Annotated in this window: 19 protein-coding genes and 1 riboswitch; of the genes, 4 read left to right on the plus strand and 15 right to left on the minus strand. The window is 35.8% G+C overall.

Annotated features, from left to right (window positions below; translation table 11 throughout):
* Together GQ589_RS01965 and mnmE are read left to right on the plus strand one after the other, a co-directional pair.
* Positions 1-594 (plus strand): YdcF family protein, encoded by a 594-nt coding sequence (locus tag GQ589_RS01965; protein WP_160424240.1) that lies wholly within the window; start codon positions 1-3, stop codon positions 592-594.
* 138 nt (positions 595-732) lie between these two features.
* Entirely contained in the window at positions 733-2,094 is a 1,362-nt protein-coding gene (mnmE, locus tag GQ589_RS01970; protein ID WP_160424242.1) for a tRNA uridine-5-carboxymethylaminomethyl(34) synthesis GTPase MnmE, read from the plus strand.
* 131 nt (positions 2,095-2,225) lie between these two features.
* On the opposite strand, the gene GQ589_RS01975 is transcribed toward mnmE, so the two are convergent.
* Both GQ589_RS01975 and GQ589_RS01980 read right to left on the minus strand, forming a co-directional pair.
* Positions 2,226-3,257 (minus strand): AI-2E family transporter, encoded by a 1,032-nt coding sequence (locus GQ589_RS01975; protein ID WP_160411407.1) that lies wholly within the window; start codon positions 3,255-3,257, stop codon positions 2,226-2,228.
* A gap of 517 nt (positions 3,258-3,774) precedes the next feature.
* On the minus strand, positions 3,775-4,716 hold the full coding sequence (locus GQ589_RS01980; protein ID WP_160411406.1) for a hypothetical protein: 942 nt from the start codon (positions 4,714-4,716) through the stop codon (positions 3,775-3,777).
* A 127-nt stretch (positions 4,717-4,843) separates the two neighbouring features.
* On the opposite strand from GQ589_RS01980, the gene GQ589_RS01985 reads away from it, so the two are divergent.
* The gene (locus GQ589_RS01985) at positions 4,844-5,050 is read left to right on the plus strand and encodes a heavy-metal-associated domain-containing protein (protein WP_160411405.1); all 207 of its coding nucleotides are present in this window, start codon (positions 4,844-4,846) and stop codon (positions 5,048-5,050) included.
* A gap of 48 nt (positions 5,051-5,098) precedes the next feature.
* A complete protein-coding gene (locus GQ589_RS01990) occupies positions 5,099-5,557 on the plus strand; it encodes an STY0301 family protein (RefSeq protein WP_160424244.1) in 459 nt (152 codons plus the stop codon).
* Positions 5,558-5,624: 67 nt separating this feature from the next.
* Here GQ589_RS01990 and thiD read toward each other — a convergent pair whose 3' ends face one another.
* From thiD to GQ589_RS02055, 13 genes are all read right to left on the minus strand, one after another.
* The gene (gene thiD, locus GQ589_RS01995) at positions 5,625-6,419 is read right to left on the minus strand and encodes a bifunctional hydroxymethylpyrimidine kinase/phosphomethylpyrimidine kinase (protein WP_160424246.1); all 795 of its coding nucleotides are present in this window, start codon (positions 6,417-6,419) and stop codon (positions 5,625-5,627) included.
* A gap of 11 nt (positions 6,420-6,430) precedes the next feature.
* The gene (gene thiE, locus GQ589_RS02000) at positions 6,431-7,072 is read right to left on the minus strand and encodes a thiamine phosphate synthase (protein WP_160424248.1); all 642 of its coding nucleotides are present in this window, start codon (positions 7,070-7,072) and stop codon (positions 6,431-6,433) included.
* A gap of 8 nt (positions 7,073-7,080) precedes the next feature.
* Positions 7,081-7,869 carry a hydroxyethylthiazole kinase gene (gene thiM, locus GQ589_RS02005; RefSeq protein WP_160424250.1) on the minus strand — a complete coding sequence of 263 codons (789 nt, stop codon included), beginning with the start codon at positions 7,867-7,869 and terminating at the stop codon, positions 7,081-7,083.
* A gap of 66 nt (positions 7,870-7,935) precedes the next feature.
* A riboswitch (TPP riboswitch) is annotated at positions 7,936-8,037 on the minus strand.
* A 38-nt stretch (positions 8,038-8,075) separates the two neighbouring features.
* Positions 8,076-9,437: a Trk system potassium transporter TrkA gene (trkA, locus tag GQ589_RS02010; RefSeq protein ID WP_160424252.1), complete on the minus strand. Its 1,362-nt coding sequence runs from the start codon at positions 9,435-9,437 to the stop codon at positions 8,076-8,078.
* Between the two features lie 106 nt (positions 9,438-9,543).
* Entirely contained in the window at positions 9,544-10,539 is a 996-nt protein-coding gene (gene trpS / locus GQ589_RS02015; RefSeq protein ID WP_160400206.1) for a tryptophan--tRNA ligase, read from the minus strand.
* Between the two features lie 23 nt (positions 10,540-10,562).
* Positions 10,563-11,258: a phosphoglycolate phosphatase gene (locus GQ589_RS02020; protein ID WP_160424255.1), complete on the minus strand. Its 696-nt coding sequence runs from the start codon at positions 11,256-11,258 to the stop codon at positions 10,563-10,565.
* Positions 11,251-11,928: a ribulose-phosphate 3-epimerase gene (gene rpe / locus GQ589_RS02025; protein ID WP_160424257.1), complete on the minus strand. Its 678-nt coding sequence runs from the start codon at positions 11,926-11,928 to the stop codon at positions 11,251-11,253. Before rpe ends, GQ589_RS02020 begins: the two co-directional genes overlap by 8 nt.
* Positions 11,929-11,963: 35 nt before the next feature.
* Positions 11,964-12,785 carry a Dam family site-specific DNA-(adenine-N6)-methyltransferase gene (locus tag GQ589_RS02030; RefSeq protein ID WP_160400203.1) on the minus strand — a complete coding sequence of 274 codons (822 nt, stop codon included), beginning with the start codon at positions 12,783-12,785 and terminating at the stop codon, positions 11,964-11,966.
* A gap of 48 nt (positions 12,786-12,833) precedes the next feature.
* Positions 12,834-13,628: an SPOR domain-containing protein gene (locus tag GQ589_RS02035; RefSeq protein WP_160424259.1), complete on the minus strand. Its 795-nt coding sequence runs from the start codon at positions 13,626-13,628 to the stop codon at positions 12,834-12,836.
* Positions 13,629-13,698: 70 nt separating this feature from the next.
* Positions 13,699-14,220 (minus strand): shikimate kinase AroK, encoded by a 522-nt coding sequence (gene aroK, locus GQ589_RS02040; RefSeq protein ID WP_160400201.1) that lies wholly within the window; start codon positions 14,218-14,220, stop codon positions 13,699-13,701.
* A 185-nt stretch (positions 14,221-14,405) separates the two neighbouring features.
* Positions 14,406-15,368 (minus strand): arabinose-5-phosphate isomerase GutQ, encoded by a 963-nt coding sequence (gutQ, locus tag GQ589_RS02045; RefSeq protein WP_160400200.1) that lies wholly within the window; start codon positions 15,366-15,368, stop codon positions 14,406-14,408.
* A gap of 158 nt (positions 15,369-15,526) precedes the next feature.
* On the minus strand, positions 15,527-16,150 hold the full coding sequence (locus GQ589_RS02050; protein ID WP_160424261.1) for a LysE family transporter: 624 nt from the start codon (positions 16,148-16,150) through the stop codon (positions 15,527-15,529).
* A gap of 9 nt (positions 16,151-16,159) precedes the next feature.
* Positions 16,160-17,602, minus strand: a complete 1,443-nt coding sequence (locus tag GQ589_RS02055; RefSeq protein ID WP_160411401.1) for an LTA synthase family protein — start codon at positions 17,600-17,602, stop codon at positions 16,160-16,162.
* Positions 17,603-17,794: the final 192 nt, after the last annotated feature.

Raw genomic sequence — 17,794 nt, forward strand, 5'->3', positions numbered from 1 at the left:
ATGAAAATGATACAACTAGTAAAATATGCCATTATTGCCATATTAAGTTATTTTATTGTCTGTAATGTGGTTATTTTTATTTATGCCGAGCAAAAACCACAAGACAATGCCGACACCATGGTGATTTTAGGATCACAAGTAGTGGGAACACCTGCGCAGGCGCCTTTGACATTACAAGCTCGTTTAGATGTTGCAATTAGCTATTTGCAAAATAATCCCAATACAAAAGTTATTGTTTGTGGCGGGCAAGGTAAAGATGAGTCAGCAAGCGAAGCTAGTGTAATGGCTGATTACTTAATCAACAAAGGCATTGAATCTTCAAGAGTTCATATTGAAGATAAATCAACCCGAACTGCTCAACAATTTATATATGCAAATGACGTATTATCATTAGGAAACACGGTTATTGTAACGAATGATTTTCATCTATTGCGCTCAATTATGTTAGCTAAACGCTCGGGTTTTAATGAAGTATCAGGATTATCGGCACCGTTAAGTTGGACTAATTTTGATAAATATATTGCAATGATAAGAGAACCACTTGCATTAGCAAATTCTTGGGTATTTGATCATCCTAAAGCTAAAAAAAGCTAATGCTTGTGATTAAATCAAATTTTTTACGATTTTTTTAATTCAATCAGCTAATCGTAGCATCACCATAAGCAACAGCTGTTTTTACTTGTTGTCCATGATATTATGGCAACATTGCTGTTTAATTTAAAAATGAAAAGAATGAACTTAGATACGATTGTTGCACAAGCAACCCCGCCAGGGCGTGGCGGGGTTGGTATTTTGCGTGTTTCAGGGCCTCAGGCTCAAACTGTCGCTCAAGCCGTATTGGGCAAATTGCCTAAACCTCGTTATGCCAATTATTTACCTTTTTTAGCATCAGATGGCAGCACGTTAGATGAAGGCATTGCCTTATTTTTTCCTAATCCCCACTCATTTACGGGCGAAGACGTGCTTGAATTACAAGGTCATGGTGGGCCGATTATTTTAGATTTACTTTTAAAACGCATTCTTGAAATCCCAAGTGTCCGCATTGCTCGGCCGGGGGAGTTTTCAGAGCGTGCATTTTTAAATGATAAATTAGATCTTGCTCAAGCCGAAGCAATTGCTGATTTAATTGATGCCAGTTCTGAGCAAGCAGCAAAATCGGCTATTTCGTCACTACAAGGCGTCTTTTCAAAGAAAATAGATGCACTTGTTGAATCGTTGATTCATCTAAGAATTTTTACCGAAGCGGCGATTGACTTTCCTGAAGAAGAAATCGATTTCTTATCTGATGGTAAAATTGAAGCTCAGCTTAATGAAGTGATTACACACTTAAACGAAGTTAGACAAGAAGCTAAACAAGGATCGCTACTTCGTGAAGGTATGAAAGTTGTCATCGCAGGTCGACCAAATGCAGGTAAATCAAGCTTACTTAATGCGCTAGCTGGGCGTGACGCAGCCATTGTTACCGACATCGCCGGCACCACGCGCGATGTACTGCGTGAACATATCCACATCGATGGCATGCCACTGCATATTATTGACACCGCAGGACTACGCGAGGCAAGTGATGAAGTGGAACGAATTGGTATTGAACGTGCTTGGCAAGAAATTGAACAAGCCGATAGGGTACTGTTCATGGTAGACAGCACAACCACAACAGAAACCAACCCCGAAAAGCTATGGCCAGAATTTATTGAACGTTTACCTAAAAATATGCCAGTAACTGTAATTCGTAATAAAGCCGATTTAACGGGTGAAGCACTAGGATATAGCAAAGTAAACGGCTACTCACTCATTCAACTTTCGGCACGAACAGGCGAAGGGATTACCTTATTACGTGAACACCTAAAACAGGCCATGGGCTTTACTAGTAGTACTGAAGGTGGATTCTTAGCCCGACGCCGCCACCTGCAAGCACTTGAAAAGGCAGCAGGGCATTTAAACAATGGTAAGCACCAACTTATCACATTCCATGCTGGTGAATTACTTGCCGAAGAATTAAGACTAGCGCAAGAAGCCTTAAGTGAAATTACAGGGCAATTTACTTCTGATGATTTGTTAGGTCGTATATTTAGTTCATTTTGTATTGGAAAGTAGAGATAAACTACTTGATGGTCACATTATCTAGTTTCATAACAAACTAGATAATGCCCATAAAATGAATTAGATAATTTATTTTATAAAAATTAGGTAAATATTAATTTATACAAATCTTAATTTGAATAAATTTAAAGAATTCTTAGTTCTTTTAATGACAATTTTATAAATGCATAAAAAATAGGTGCAAAAATTAAACCAATCACGCCAAAAAGCGTCTCTAAAAAAAGCATCGCAATTAACAATTCACAGATACCCGCATGAATTTTAGTCCCAACTATTTTTGCATTAAGCACATATTCCATTTTATGAATTAAAATTAAATACACAATAATTACCATTGCAACGGTAAACGATACCGTAAATGCAACAAAAAAGATTAATACATTGACGATCAAATTTCCAATAATAGGAATAAGCCCAAAAACAAATGTGGCTAGCACTAAACTTTTACTAAACGGTAAATGAATGCCAAACATAGGCAAAATAATAAATAGCAAAATGGCAGTCATTATCGCATTAAATAAAGCAATCACAACTTGAGACATAGCGACATATTGGAATACCACAACTAATCGGTTTAAACTAGCCTTTAACGCTTTAGTTAATGGCCTTTGTGTCACTGAATTATGAACTGTATTACGTTGGTTTTCTTTATAGCCTAAAATTAATCCAATAATCATTCCCACAATTAATATGACGAAATCATGGAATACTTTTTTGATAATCGATTGTAAATAAAAAACATGCTCTTTAAGATAAACCATAATAGTTGATTCAATTTCATCAATATTATCAGGCAAATAATGGGTAACGTTTGTTGGTAAACTGTTTATTACATTGTTTACGATTAATCTTATATTGGTTAACGTTTCGGTTGGATGCTTGACCATATCAACAAACCAAGCAAACAAATACCAAAAACCACCAATAAAAATACCAATAATCACTGTCGTCAGTACTAATACCGAAATTAATTTTGACTGATGACTAAACCGTACCATTTTTCGTGACAAAAAATCATCTAATTTTTGTGTTAACGTATAGGTCAACAACGCCGCTATCACTGCTGGCATTAAATGTACTTGCATTAAAATAATGAAACTAACGGAAAACAGCGCCAAACAAAATAGACCTAATTTTTGATTGTTATTAAGTAGCATAAAGAAAAATATCCTTTAATAAACAAATTGTTTAATTAAAACCGAGATAGATATAACGATAAAAATAAAAGGCGATTATAGCAGATGGCTAATTGTTAGTCCGCTTTTTGTTACTCATTAAATATAAACTACACATCACTAATTAAGAATATTTAATAGCCTAAAAAAAATTACACACCCAAGCAAAATACCGACAGCTAACAAATCAGCAAAACCAAAAATAGCACGTCTAAATAACAGTTTTTAACCTAAAAAATCAGTCAGGAAAGGTATTGATTTTATTGGATTTTTTATTTAACTCTTTTCAAACAAAATCAACCACTTGCATAATTAGCGTTGAACACCAACAACTAGCAACCTTACAAACCAATAAAAGTACGCTTTGGATAACAGCACTTAACTGCAAAAAATCCGTCAGAAAAAGTATTGATTTTATTTAATTTTTTATTTATAAATCCTTAACCAAAAACAAAAAAGGCTGCTTAGCAGCCTCTATTTATCGAAATAATACCCAATACTATTTAATTACATAAAAGTTAATATCACGAGTATTTCGGATAGCATCAACAAATTGTCTTAATGCTTCACTATAAGTTTGCTCTGGATCGTTTTCTTTTGTACATAAACTTTTTGTTTCGTAGTTTTTATGAATTGCATCACTTGATGCTAAATTATCGTATGATTTTGTAAAATCACTACCTTTTAAGGTAATAAGATGATTCCAATCATTTAAAAGACCTTCCATATATTGGCGACCTTCTTTACACTTTATGCTATTTAAATCAACATTAGGAATAACATATTGATTTATTTCGCTGAATTTTTTAGGATGATGAGCAAAGCTAATTTCTACCTGATCAAAATCTTTTTTTAAGTATTCAATAAAATCGCTTTCACGATATAATTTTTTAAATGTTTCATGATAAGTTTGATTTTTTCCTAATTTTAGATCTTGGGTTATTTCTTCAGGAAAAGGTTGATCATAAAAATAAGTCCAACGATTATCACTCTTTTCAATCAATACATCGTTGACTAATTTTGTAGGAAGCTCAATTTCAGTTTCTTCACCGTTAACAGTGATGGGAATGTTATGAAGTTCTCTATCTTCTTTTAGGATTTTATCATATTGTTCATCATTCATATCAGATGTTGAATAAATGATGGTGTGTATAAAATAGTTGCTTTGTGTTGGGTTAATAAAACCTGATTCACTGAATTGAGCTGGTTTTACAACAAAAGTGAAATCGTCATTATTATACGATAAGGTGTGCTTGCCATATTCAAAGGTATAATTAACCCCTGATTTTGCTGGGATGGTTAGTTCGTTTCCGTCAATAGTGACTTTGATTTCATTATTGGTGGGGTTGTCAATCCAACGTTCAATAGAGCTAGGCTTAGAACAGCCAATAAGTGTTAGGCTAAAGGTTAATAGTAAACTGTATTTTATTTTTTTCATCATAAGCGTTTTTATTAATGTTAAAAGAAGTATGATATTATCATATTTTGGGCGAAAAAGTAGCAATTTTAGCTTTTTTATGTAACGCTTTATTATTCTAGTTATTCATTAGCAAAAATAGCGAGGTTTTATGAAATTAATCATTGATGAGATGAGTTGTCAGCATTGTGTGAAAGCAATAACAAAAGCGATCAATGAGATTGATCCAGCGGTAAAGGTGTCTGTTGATTTAACTAAGCACGAGGTTGATATTACAAATAGCACTATATCGCAAGCTGCCGTTATTGATGCGGTTAGCAGAGCTGGCTATACGTCTGTTAAGGTTGTGACATCTTAGCAAGGTATATCTGTTTGTTTATATGTAGTTATTAGTAGGATATCGAATATGAAAGGAAAAATGTTGAACATGACAGTGGCTGTTGTCGCTTGGTTTGGTGGGGTATTTGGGGCTCATACTTATCAGATTGATTGCCCTAAGCAGTTCAATGTTAAAGAAGAAGTTGAAAATATGCCTGATGGGTGGCAGGTTTCTAATGATATAAATAATTTGAATGTATCGTTTAGTAGTATGATGGTTTATCATGATAAGCCTTCTAAAATGGCAGCTTTAGTACCGGCAAAAGGGACGGTTGATGGTAAGAAACATGAGTTAATATGGGAAGTTAATTATAATACAGATGTTGAACCTTATTATGTTAGTTGTTCTTACAGTGGAAGCAGGGTTGAGCTGATAAAACAAATTGATTTATCAATGAAAAGTTGTTGGGCTGATTATTTTGAAGACGATCAAGGAAAAAGTGGATCACTCAGCTGTAGTACAAGTGAAGCAAAAGATCTGCATTAGTTGTGGTATGGGATTTGTTGTTATATGTAATCGTTGATAACATAAATCCCATTAACGTTTTGAACAATTACCACCAGCGGTAAAAATGGTGCGTTGGTCCAATTCCTTTCCCTATATTTAAATCATCGGCATGGCTAATTGCGCCTTGTAGGTAATTTTTTGCTTGGGCGATTGCGTCTTTTAGGTTATTTTTGGGTAATAATGCTGCAATCGCTGCTGATAATGTGCACCCCGTTCCGTGAGTATTTTTAGTTTGAATGCGTGGAAAGGTCATTCTTATTATATTATTGTGTGTTATCAAATAATCGGGGCTTTCCTTGCTTGGTAAGTGTCCGCCTTTCATTAATACTGCTTTGCAACCTAGTTTGAGTAATTTTTGCCCTTGGTTTTGCATTTCATCTTCGTTTTTTGCCTCATCACAATCAAGTAATGCCGCAGCTTCGGGTAGATTGGGAGTGATGATGGTTGCTTGGGGTAATAAGAGCTCACGAATGGCTGTTACGGCATCGGATTTTAAAAGGGGGTGTCCACCTTTGGCGACCATTACAGTATCTAGTACGATAGTTGGAATCGGGTTTGTTTTAAGAAGGTAGTGAACTGTTGTGACTATTTCTTTATTCATCAGCATGCCTATTTTTAGGCTATCAATTTTGATATCTTGATAAAGCGTATTAAACTGGGCTTCGATAAATTCGGGCGATATCGCAAGTACTGCATCAACGCCTTGTGTGCTTTGTGCCGTTAGTGCCGTGATAACTGACATGCCATAAGCACCAAGTGCCGAGAAGGTTTTTAAATCGGCTTGAATACCTGCACCACCGCTAGGGTCTGATCCTGCAATGGTGAGTGCAATTGTTGTCATGATAGTCTTTCCTATTTAGCTTGTTTGATTTTGTTAATAAGTGATAACGTTGCTTGTTGAATATCTTTCTTCCCACAAATTGCCGAAACGACGGCAACTCCGTCAATACCCGTGTGAATGACGTTAGTGATATTGCTGTCATCAATGCCTCCTATGGCAACTGCTGGGCACTGTTTTAGTTTTACTAATTCGGCTAATTGCTCAGTACCAAGCGCTTTGGCGGCATCTTTTTTGGTTGCAGTTGGATAGATTGGACCAATTCCTAAATAATCCACTTTTTGCCAAGGCACAGCATTAAGCTGTTGGTGGTTTGAGATTGAAAATCCTAACCATTTTTTATTGCCAATAAGTTGTCGTGTAACATCGACAGGAAGATCGCTTTGCCCTATGTGTACACCATCAGCATCAACAGCAAGTGCGATATCAACATGATCGTTTATAAATAGTGGTACAGGCGTGCCTTCTAGTGTTTCTTTTAATGCTAATGCGGCGTAATACCAATCTTTACCTGAAAATGTTTGTTCTGATCTTAATTGAATTGCAGTTACACCGTTGGCAATGGCAATTTTGGTGGTGTTTACCATGCCATTAATTCCTTCGCATAATAAGGGATCAAGAACTAAATAAAGAGTAAGATCGAGTTGCTTTTTCATTTGTTTCCTTATTCGTGCGTTGGGTTAAATGTAGAGAGCTGATCTAATATTGAAACAGCAAAGGTGCCTAGTCCTTGCTGTTTATTGGCAAGCTCGCCTGCCTTTTTCATCATTAAACATGCTGATGCGGTGGCTTGTAATGGATCGGGTGAGTTTGCAATAAAAGCCGCTACCATGGCAGATAATGAACATCCCGTTCCCGTCACTTTTGTTAACGCTATATCACCACCTGTTATGCTATAGGTGGTGTTGCCATCGGTGATGTAATCGACATCACCCGTCATAGCAACAATAGTTTGGTATTGTTGTGCAAGTGCTTTGGCTGTATTTAAAGCCGATTGGGTTGAGTCTTGGCTATCTGGTCCTTTCGATGAGGCGTTTTGTCCATTTAACGCAAGTATTTCTGAAGCATTACCGCGTATTACCGTTGGATTAAATGATAATAATTGATGCGCAATATTGGTTCGATAACTAAGCGCTGGTCCAACTGCGACAGGGTCAAGTACCCATGGGGTTTGTGTTTGTTGGGCTTTTTTGGCTGCAAGTCGCATACTGTTAGCTGTGCTGTTGTGGATGGTGCCAATATTAATCAGTAAACTATCGGCAATGGTGACAAATGATTCGACTTCTTGTTCGGCAATAATCATTGCTGGCGATGCACCAATAGCAAGGAGTACATTAGCGGTAAAGTTTTGGACTACGTCGTTAGTAATACAATGTACTAGTGGACATTGTTGCTTTATATGATTGATAAATGTGATTGCTTGCGCAGTTTGGAATGGTTGGGCTATTGGCATATTTTTCCTTCCTTTTTATTTATTAATCAATAAATGCTGGGAAGAATGTGCCAAACTAAAGTTGGGGGGGTATGGCTGAGACTTCCCTACGCTGGTATTATCCAGATCAGGTGCAACGGGTAAGATCTCAGTTTTTTGTTAGAACAAAAAACACCCCGAGTCAAAATTTATTGGTTATTATGAACTGACTATTTGTTTTTAACAAGCTATTGTAGTAATTTTTCTATATCAGTAATTGTCTTTCTATCCGGTAAGAAGATAATCAGGTGATCGTTGTCTTCAATGGTTAGATCAGTATTGACAATAATGATATCTTCACCACGAACTACTGCGCCAATAGTTGCCCCTGAAGGGAGTTTTAGGCTATTAATATTTTTGCCAACAAGTTTTGAGGTGTCATTATCGCCATTAGCAACGACTTCGATAATTTCAGACTCGCCCTGCCTTAACGAGACAACTTTAACTACGCTTGTTTGCCTTACATGACTTAATAGTTCTGAAATGGTGGCATGTTGTGGGGAAATGGCAATGTCAATCACACTGTCATTAATCAGTTCAAGATAGGCTTGGCGTTGAATTAATACAATGACTTTTTTAGTGCCCATTCTTTTGGCAAGCATGGATGACATAATATTGGATTCATCATCGCTAGTTACCGCAATAAATAGATCGGTAAGCTCGATTTGCTCTTGAGATAATAATTCTTGGTCAGATGATTCTCCATGCAATATAGTGGTGTTAACAAGTTGCTCGGCAATTAATTCTGCACGCTCTGCATTTCGCTCAATTAGTTTGACTTGATAGTCATTTTCTAGACGTTTTGCTAAAGCAACGGCCACTCCGCCACCACCGCTGATAATAATTCGTTTATAGGGTTTTTCTAATCGTTGTAATTCGCTAGTAACAGCTTTGATATTGACTGGCGGTGTGATGAAGTAGACCATATCACCGGCTTCTATTAAGGTTGAGGCGAGTGGGCGAATAAAGCGATTTTTACGATAAATAGCAACGACACGAGCTTCAACATGCGGTAAATGCTCTTTGAGCTCGGATAGTTCGTTGCCCACTAAAGCGCCACCGTAATAGGCAGTTACAGCTACTAAGCAGACACGATTATCACAAAAAGAGGCAAATTGCAGTGAGCCTGGGTATTGTACTAGTTGGCTAATATAGTTGGTGATAAGGTTTTCTGGAGCAATAATATGATCAATGTTAATACAGTCTTTGTTGAAGCAGGGGTAACCTTCGTCATTGTATTCAGGCTCTCTGATACGCGCGACTTTTTGGGGAATGTGAAACATTACATGCCCAATTTGGCAAGCTATCATGTTGATTTCGTCTGAGTTAGTAACGGCAACAAGCATGTCTGCTGATTCTGCACCCGCGTCTTTTAATACTTGCGGATAAGATGGTTTGCCATAAATTATTTGTAAATCAAAGCGTTCTTGCAAAGATTGCAATTTGTCGTGATCTTCATCAACTACTGTAACATCGTTTTGTTTTTCGGTAACGAGATATTCAGCAAGCGCACTACCTGTCTGTCCTGCACCAAGAATAATAATCTTCATAACTAACCTGTATCGTTAAATGGCTTTAATGGTTGTTCGTTTATCTAGTTTATTAAAGCCATTACATACTATTTTATTTTGTAACAATGAGGTATTGTTTTAAGAATTAAACAAAACCGATCGCATCATAGACCTTTTTCAATGTTGGTTCGGCTTTTGAGCGTGCTTTTTCAGCACCTTCTTGCATAATTGAAAATAGGTAGCTTTCATCATCACGATACTCATGATATTTGGCTTGCAATATGTTTAACATGTCAATAACTTGGGTTGCCACTTCGGTTTTTAAGTGACCATACATTTTGCCTTCAAATTCTTTTTCAAGTTCAGCAATTGGTTTCCCTGTGATACCCGTTAAAATATCAAGCAGGTTTGATACGCCAGCTTTATTTTTTATGTCGTAACGAACGACTGGTGGTTCATCAGAATCAGTCATTGCTCGTTTTATTTTCTTTTCGATATCTTTTGGGGTTTCGAGTAATCCTATTACGTTATTGCGGTTTTCGTCTGATTTTGACATTTTTTTAGTTGGTTCTTGTAATGACATAACGCGTGCCCCAACTTTAGCAATAAAGGGTTCTGGAACGGTAAAAACATCCCCATAAAGTGCATTAAAGCGCATAGCAATATCACGTGATAATTCAAGATGTTGCTTTTGATCATCGCCCACAGGTACTAAGTTTGCTTGATAAAGCAAAATGTCTGCAGCCATAAGTACAGGATAGTCAAATAGACCTGCGTTAATATTTTCGGCGTGTCGTGATGATTTGTCTTTAAATTGTGTCATACGGCTGAGTTCGCCAAAATAGGTATAACAATTTAATGCCCAACCAAGTTCAGCATGTGCAGGGACGTGTGATTGTACAAAAATGGTGCTCTGTTTGGGGTCAATTCCACAAGCTAAATAAAGGGCAAGTGTATCTAATGTGGCTTTGCGTAATTTGTTGGGATCTTGACGTACTGTGATCGCATGTTGATTGACGATACAATAAACGCAATCATATTCACCTTGCAGAGCCACCCAATTTTTTAATGCACCTAAGTAGTTGCCAAGTGTTAGTTCTCCTGATGGCTGAGCGCCACTAAATACAATCGGTTTACTCATAATTTATTCCTAATCTATGCTAATTATTTCTTTGCATCAGCTTTGGGCTGAGGCAATAATGTTAATATGTCTTTAAAATCATCCAATAAAAAATCAGGATTGCTCGTGGCGATCGAGATGCCATAGTTATAACCATAGCTTAATGCCACTGTCGGGCAGTTGGCATTTTGTGCTGCTGTAATATCGTTTTTAGAATCACCAACAAATAGGAGCTGATCACTAAACAATCCAAATGTTGCCATAACTTGATATAAAGGTGCTGGGTGTGGTTTTAATTTAATCACATCTCCACCACCAAGCACTAATGAAAAGTACTCTTTTATACCTAAAGAAGTCAGTAAAGCTGGTAAAAATTGTGCAGGTTTATTGGTTACTAATGCGAGTGGATAATTATTATCATAAAGTGCTTTTAAGGTCTCTTTAACGTTGGGAAATAGTTTAGTTTCTGCATCAATGACTTTATCATAGTGCTGATTAAATAGATCTTTAGCTTTGGTAAAGCGTTCTGTTGATGGATCAACTTCAATTGCTTTAAACACTCTTTCTAGCATAATATCAATACCATTACCTACAAAGTTTTTGATTTGTTCATTGTTGATTGTTGGTAGGTTTAAATCTGCTAGCATTTTTTGTGAGGCCAGCGCAAGCCCTGGGACACTATCGACAAGCGTACCATCTAAATCAAAAGCTACAGCCTGAATGTCATTTAATTTACTCATGTTTAACTCCTGCTAACTCTTTTCGCATTGCATCAATAACAGTTTTATAATCGGGTTGGCTAAATATGGCTGAGCCAGCCACAAACATATCTGCACCAGCTTTTGCTATTTCAGCAATATTTTCTACTTTTACGCCACCATCAATTTCTAATCGAATATCACGTCCAGATTCAATAATACGTTTTTTTACTTGTTGTAATTTTTTTAAGGTTGATGGAATAAATGATTGTCCACCAAAGCCGGGATTAACGCCCATTAATAAAATAATATCAACTTTATCCATGATATAATTTAAATAGCTTAACGGGGTTGCAGGATTAAATACAATTCCTGCCGTACAACCATGATCTTTTATTAATTGTAATGAACGATCTAAATGAATAGTGGCTTCTGGGTGGATTGATATGTTGGTTGCACCAGCGTTGGCAAAAGTAGTTATTAGCTCTTCAACTGGTGATACCATTAAATGCACATCAATAGGTGCGCTAACGCCATAGTCGCGTAAAGCTTTACAAAACATTGAACCCATGGTTAGATTGGGAACAAAGTGATTGTCCATTACGTCAAAATGGATAACATCAGCCCCCGCATCAAGCACTTTTTGAGTATCTTTACCAAGACGAGCAAAATCGGCTGATAATATTGATGGCGCAATAATGTATTTTTTCATAACCTACCTCTAATAACTTTTACTGTAAAGCCTGCTTATGACTTTTTATATAACGCTAAAATCTCGTCAATTTTTTTACGGCCTTCACCAGCACAGCTGATTGAGCGTCGCATTTCTGCCCGATAAAGCTCACTTGCTTTGCTGTAAAGGGTCATTGTGTAATCAGTATAATGATTAGAAACTAGTACGGGTATATTTTTTTTATATGCCATGGTTTCAGCTAATTTTGATAATTTTTTGTGTTCTTCAAATCCAAATATATTTGAATAATAAGCCGTAAACCCCGCTGATTCATTCGGTGATATATAGGGTGGATCACAATAAATTACTGAATTTTTTTTTGCTTGTTTCATGACTTCATGATAAGGCGCACAAATAAACTGCGCTTTTTGTGCTTTTTCTGCAAAAAAATAGAGTTCCTTTTCAGGAAAATAAATTGTCTTATAACGCCCAAATGGGACATTAAATAGCCCACTATTGTTATAACGGCATAAACCGTTATAACAGTGACGATTTAAATAGACAAATAGAAGTGACCTAAAATATTGGTCTTTACTGCCGTTAAATAAATCACGTAGCTGATAAAATGCATCGGGATTATTATTTTGAGTAGCAAATAGCAATCGAAGATCACCAATAAATTGATCAGGGCTTGATTGCAGCAATTTAAATAACGAAATTAAATCGTGATTAATATCCGCTAAAATATAACTTTTGTAGTTAGTATTTAAAAATACGGAGCCAGCCCCGACAAAAGGTTCAATTAGTTGTTCGCCTTCTGGTAGATACCGTTTAATTGTGTCCACAAGCTCATATTTTCCTCCAGCCCATTTTAAAAAGGCTCGTTGCTTCTTCAACGGAAACTCCTATTTGTCGTCGATCGGATAAATAAACGATATCCTTGATTATTTTGCTGCTTTTTCTTTATTAATCGTTGCACCAGATTTAACCCATGGTTTGTCTTTTTGTAGTGCACTTGGTAAAGACTTGATTGCTTTATGTGCTTCTTCAGATGATGAGTAGTTACCTTTAATTAAAATGTACCATTTTTCATTATTACGTTTAGTTTCATAAATTTGGTAATTAGTTATTTTATGTTGGTTAACATATTTTTTTAGGCCATCAGATGATTTAGATGCAGTAAGTTGTATAGTATAGCTGTTATTACTTAGCTTTAAATTATTGCTTGAAGATACATTTTCATTAGGTTTATGAGAAGGTGTTTTTTTATTGATACTATTTTTATCAAGGTTGTCTTTATTTGTGCTAGTTTTAACTGAATCTGTAACGCTATTTATATTGGGTGGCGTTAATGGTGTAACCTGATTAGAGGTTACGTCTGGTTGTTGTTGATTATTAGGTTGGTTACCTTGCGTATTGGACACTGTATTTTGCTCTGAACCAGTTTGGTTTGTATTGATGGATATATCGTTTTGTCCATGTATAGTTGAATCATTCGTAGGCAATTGTGAACCATCAACACCATTAATTTCAGGTGGTGTTAATGGTGTTGGTTTGTTTTTATTTGAAGAATGAAACAAAGCCAAGCCAAGTAATAGCAAAATAGCGGCAACTGCCAGAACAAGAATAATCTGCTTTTTCTTAGAACAGTCTTGTAGCAATTTTGGTAATTTTGATGAGAGTATAGCGCCTTTATTAGGTTGTTCAGTTGTATAACGATCCTCTTTATCTACACGCATTTTTACTCCTTAACCTACTAATAGGTTTATTGCCTTGCTATAACTTGTCATCATCAGTAAAAATGATGGTTTAAATTTGCTCTATTTTATCAATAATATAACTAGCAACGCCTTTGGCACTTTGTTCATCTGTTTTTATTGTAATATCGGCAATCTCTTCGTAAAGTGGTTCGCGTTTATCGGCTAGTTCTTCGTAAATTTCACGGGGTGTGTTACCGCCTTGTAATAGTGGACGACGCTTATCTTTTTGCGTTCTTGCCATTTGTTTTTCAATAGTTGTTTCAAGGTAGACTACGATTCCCCGAGCAGATAATCGATTGCGTGTCTCTTTAGATAAGACCGAACCACCACCTGTTGCAAGTACGACGCCTTGTTTTTCAGTCAATTCGTTAATGACTTTTTCTTCTCTGGCACGGAATCCTTCTTCCCCTTCTAGGTCAAAAATCCATGCGATATCTGCACCAGTACGTTTTTCAATCTCTTGATCTGAGTCAAAAAAATCCATGCCTAACTGTTGTGCAATTTGTCGGCCTATTGTGCTTTTTCCTGCCCCCATAGGGCCAATTAGAAAGATATTTCGCTTTTCTGCCATTGTAGTTTCATCATCTATTAATTTTGGTTAAAATATACAACACAATATCAATCTGCTATGACTTTATAGCGTCATTTGCATTATTACTGTGTAACTTTCTTGGATCTCCGTCTAACGACAAAAATTTAGGTCGGTAATTATCTCAATAGATAGTACCTTTTGGCAATAGGTATTTACCAATAGTTTTAGCTAATACCGGCTTGATGCAAATCATGGATGTTTAATACGCCCACTAATTCGTCTTTGCTATTAACAACTGGTGCAGCAGTAATGTTATGATCATTAAATGATTTTAGTGCTTCAACTGCTTTCCAATTTTCTGGAATCCGATGCCCAGGGCAGGTCATAACGTCTATAATATTATCTTGTAATGTTCCCTTTTTTAATAATAATCGACGCAAATCACCATCGGTAAATACACCAACTATTTTATTATTATCTTGACAGATTGCAACTAATCCTACACCTGTTCGGCTTAATTCTAACATTGTATCAAGAACTGTTGCTGTTTGTGGTACTTTAGGTATTCGATCTCCTGTTCGCATTACGTCTCGTACATGGTTGAGTAATTTGGCGCCTAAACTACCAGCAGGGTGAGATCGTGCAAAGTCTTCTTCCTTAAAGCCCCGTGTGCGCATTACTGCAATTGCTAGCGCATCACCCATTAATAACGTGTTGGTTGAACTTGATGTTGGTGCAAGTCCCATTGGGCAGGCTTCTTTTTCAATTGAAATATCAAGAATTGCTTGAGCTGATTTAGCTAGTGGTGAATCTAATCCTCCGGTAATGGCAATAACGGGTACATTCATTTCAGCAAGAATAGGTAAAATAAAATTAAATTCTTTCGCTCGACCAGAATAAGAAATTAAAATGGCTACGTCGTTTGGAGTAACCATCCCTAAATCACCATGCAAGGCTTCCGATGGATGCATAAAAAAAGCTGGGCTGCCTGTACTTGCTAGTGAAGCGGCTATTTTTTTTCCTATGTGCCCAGATTTTCCAATACCTGAAACAACAACTTTACCTTTGGTACTTAAAATAAGCTGACAAGCATTAATAAAATCTTTGCCAAGTCGATTGGGTAATTTTTGGGCTTCTTGTAACTCTAGTTCTAGAAGCTCTCGACCATATTGTAATATTTTATCCATTTTAATTAGCCTATCGAATAAAAATAAATGAATGGAGAATATAATCGGTGAATAGAGGCAAAACGATTATAAAAGCTAAATTGGTGTTAGTTTAACAATTAACGGTTGAATATTCAAAAAAGTATCATATCAATATCTATTTGTTAACTTTTAATAATCTAAAAACCTAAAGCAACTTTGATTCCTAGTGTAATTAAAATGATACCCAGTAATTTATCAATGATAAATTGAAGTTTAAAGTAACGGCGTTGTACGCTTTGCGTTTGAAAAATAAATACCACAAAAGGCCACCAAAAAATAGCTTCAATCAAAATGATAGATGCGACAATGAGCTTATCAAATATTGATGATTCTGTATTGAGTACTTGAGTAAAGGTAGCTAAAAAGAATAATGTTGCTTTTGGGTTAAGTAAATTACATAAAAAGCCTTGCATAAAGGCTGATTTACTAGGAATTGACTGTAAAATCTGTTGGTTACCAATATAGGTAATATTTGCTTTTTTAGCCAGTAATGCTTTTATACCAAGCCATATTAAGTAAGCAGCACCAGCATAACGTAAAGCGTTATAAAGTATTGGTGTTGTGGTAATAAGCACAGCAACACCCGCAACACAATAGCTCATATGAACTAAGATGGCGGTGATTACACCTAAACCAGTGAATAAAGCTACTTTTCGGTTATAACTCAAACTATTTTTTAATACTAAAAAGAAATCAGGCCCAGGCGAAATCATACCCAAAAAGTTAATTGTAGTGATTAAAATTAATGTATCAAACGTCATTTTGTTGACCTATTTGTATATTTGTGCTGAATTATTGATTGTTGCAATATTGGCTTTGTTTTGCTCAATAAAGTGTTTTTTATCAAAATTAGGCTCGGTTAAATAGTCTGTCAAAAACTTGGCATTACTTTGCACTTTTGCACCATTTAAAATCAAACGAGGCAAATCAATTTGGTAAATAGTTTGATCAGGTGTTTTTTGTAGATCTTGAGTATTAGCATTCGTTAATAAGTAGAGTTTGCGCTCTTTTTGTGACAGGCGATTGATCGTCGGTGTGCCTGACCCCATCATTAAATGATCTGGAAAAATATAAAATACGGTGTTTTCCAATAATCCTTCATCTTTTAAACTTTTGATAAAAATTCCTAAATTATGATCCAAAGACGCAGCAACAAACGACATATTATCAGATTTAGGCGAAATAATTGTTTTCATTCTTTCATCATCAAATCCATTTGGTGCATGGGTTGAAATTGTTGACACAAATAAGGCAAAAGGTTGGTTGTTTTGACGCATTTGCGTAATTTGTTTTTTCGCTATGTCAAAAATATCTTTGTCATATAATCCAAATGGTGCAGATGGATATTGCCCAACGTAGTTTTTTTCTGAAATGACTTGTATACCTAGCATATCCACTGTATGCCCAATGCCTGCAAAATCAGGTCCTGCTATTACATAACGGGTTTGGTAGCCGGCTTTTTTTAGTACATCCCCCAAACTAACGAGGTTTGTTTCGTTTGCACGCATTAATGGTGATGTTGTGTAGCCTCCAATTAAAAAAGGCATGCCAGTCATATAGGTGTACATTGATGCGGTAGTCCAGCTACTACCAGGGCTCATTGGCATATTAGCGAAAAAAGTATAGTCTTGGCTAAGCGTTTGTAAATTGGGCGTTATATCTTTAAAATCTAAAAATCCTTGTTCAAACGATTCTAACGATAACACAATAATATTTTTACCTTGATGACTAACAAGCTGATTTTTATTAGTGTAGTTAGTCATGTTGAGTGATTTTAGTGCTTGCTCAAATGGTTCTCGTGGGGCACTAGTGACTTGATATATTTCGTATAAACGGCTTAATGGTCCATTGTGATAACTAATTGAGATGATTGCTACAACGGCTAATAATAAACGAACAATGAAATGACATTTACGTTTGCACCAATTTGCTAGTTTTGATAGCAAAAAAATAAGTGTAAAAAAGACGACAATAACTAAGAGCGCTTGTAATTTAAAAATAAATAGGCCTTCTATAATGTCATTGATATTTAAATTGACATAAAACTGATAATCAATAAATCCACCACTAAAGTAGATGGAGGTGAGCTCCATGACGATAAATATCGTGAATAACGTTATACTTAAAAGCTGCCACTTTTTTTGTTTAAAAAGCGAAGCAAAAACAATGGTAATAATAAAAAGTGGTAAAACAACCAGTGTCGATAATGGCATAAAATATGTTGCTCAATCTATTCAATAATCAATTTTGCCTAAGTATATACTTAATCATAAAAAAATAAAAATATCGGCTAATTTGTTTAACAAATTACAACATAAAATATGTGATACTAACATTTAAAATGATAACTGTTATTATTTGATATTGATAATTAATGTCATTCGCAATAATATATCCCTATCCCA

It is taken from the genome of Gilliamella sp. Pas-s27 (assembly GCF_009795865.1).
Taxonomy (GTDB): domain Bacteria; phylum Pseudomonadota; class Gammaproteobacteria; order Enterobacterales; family Orbaceae; genus Gilliamella.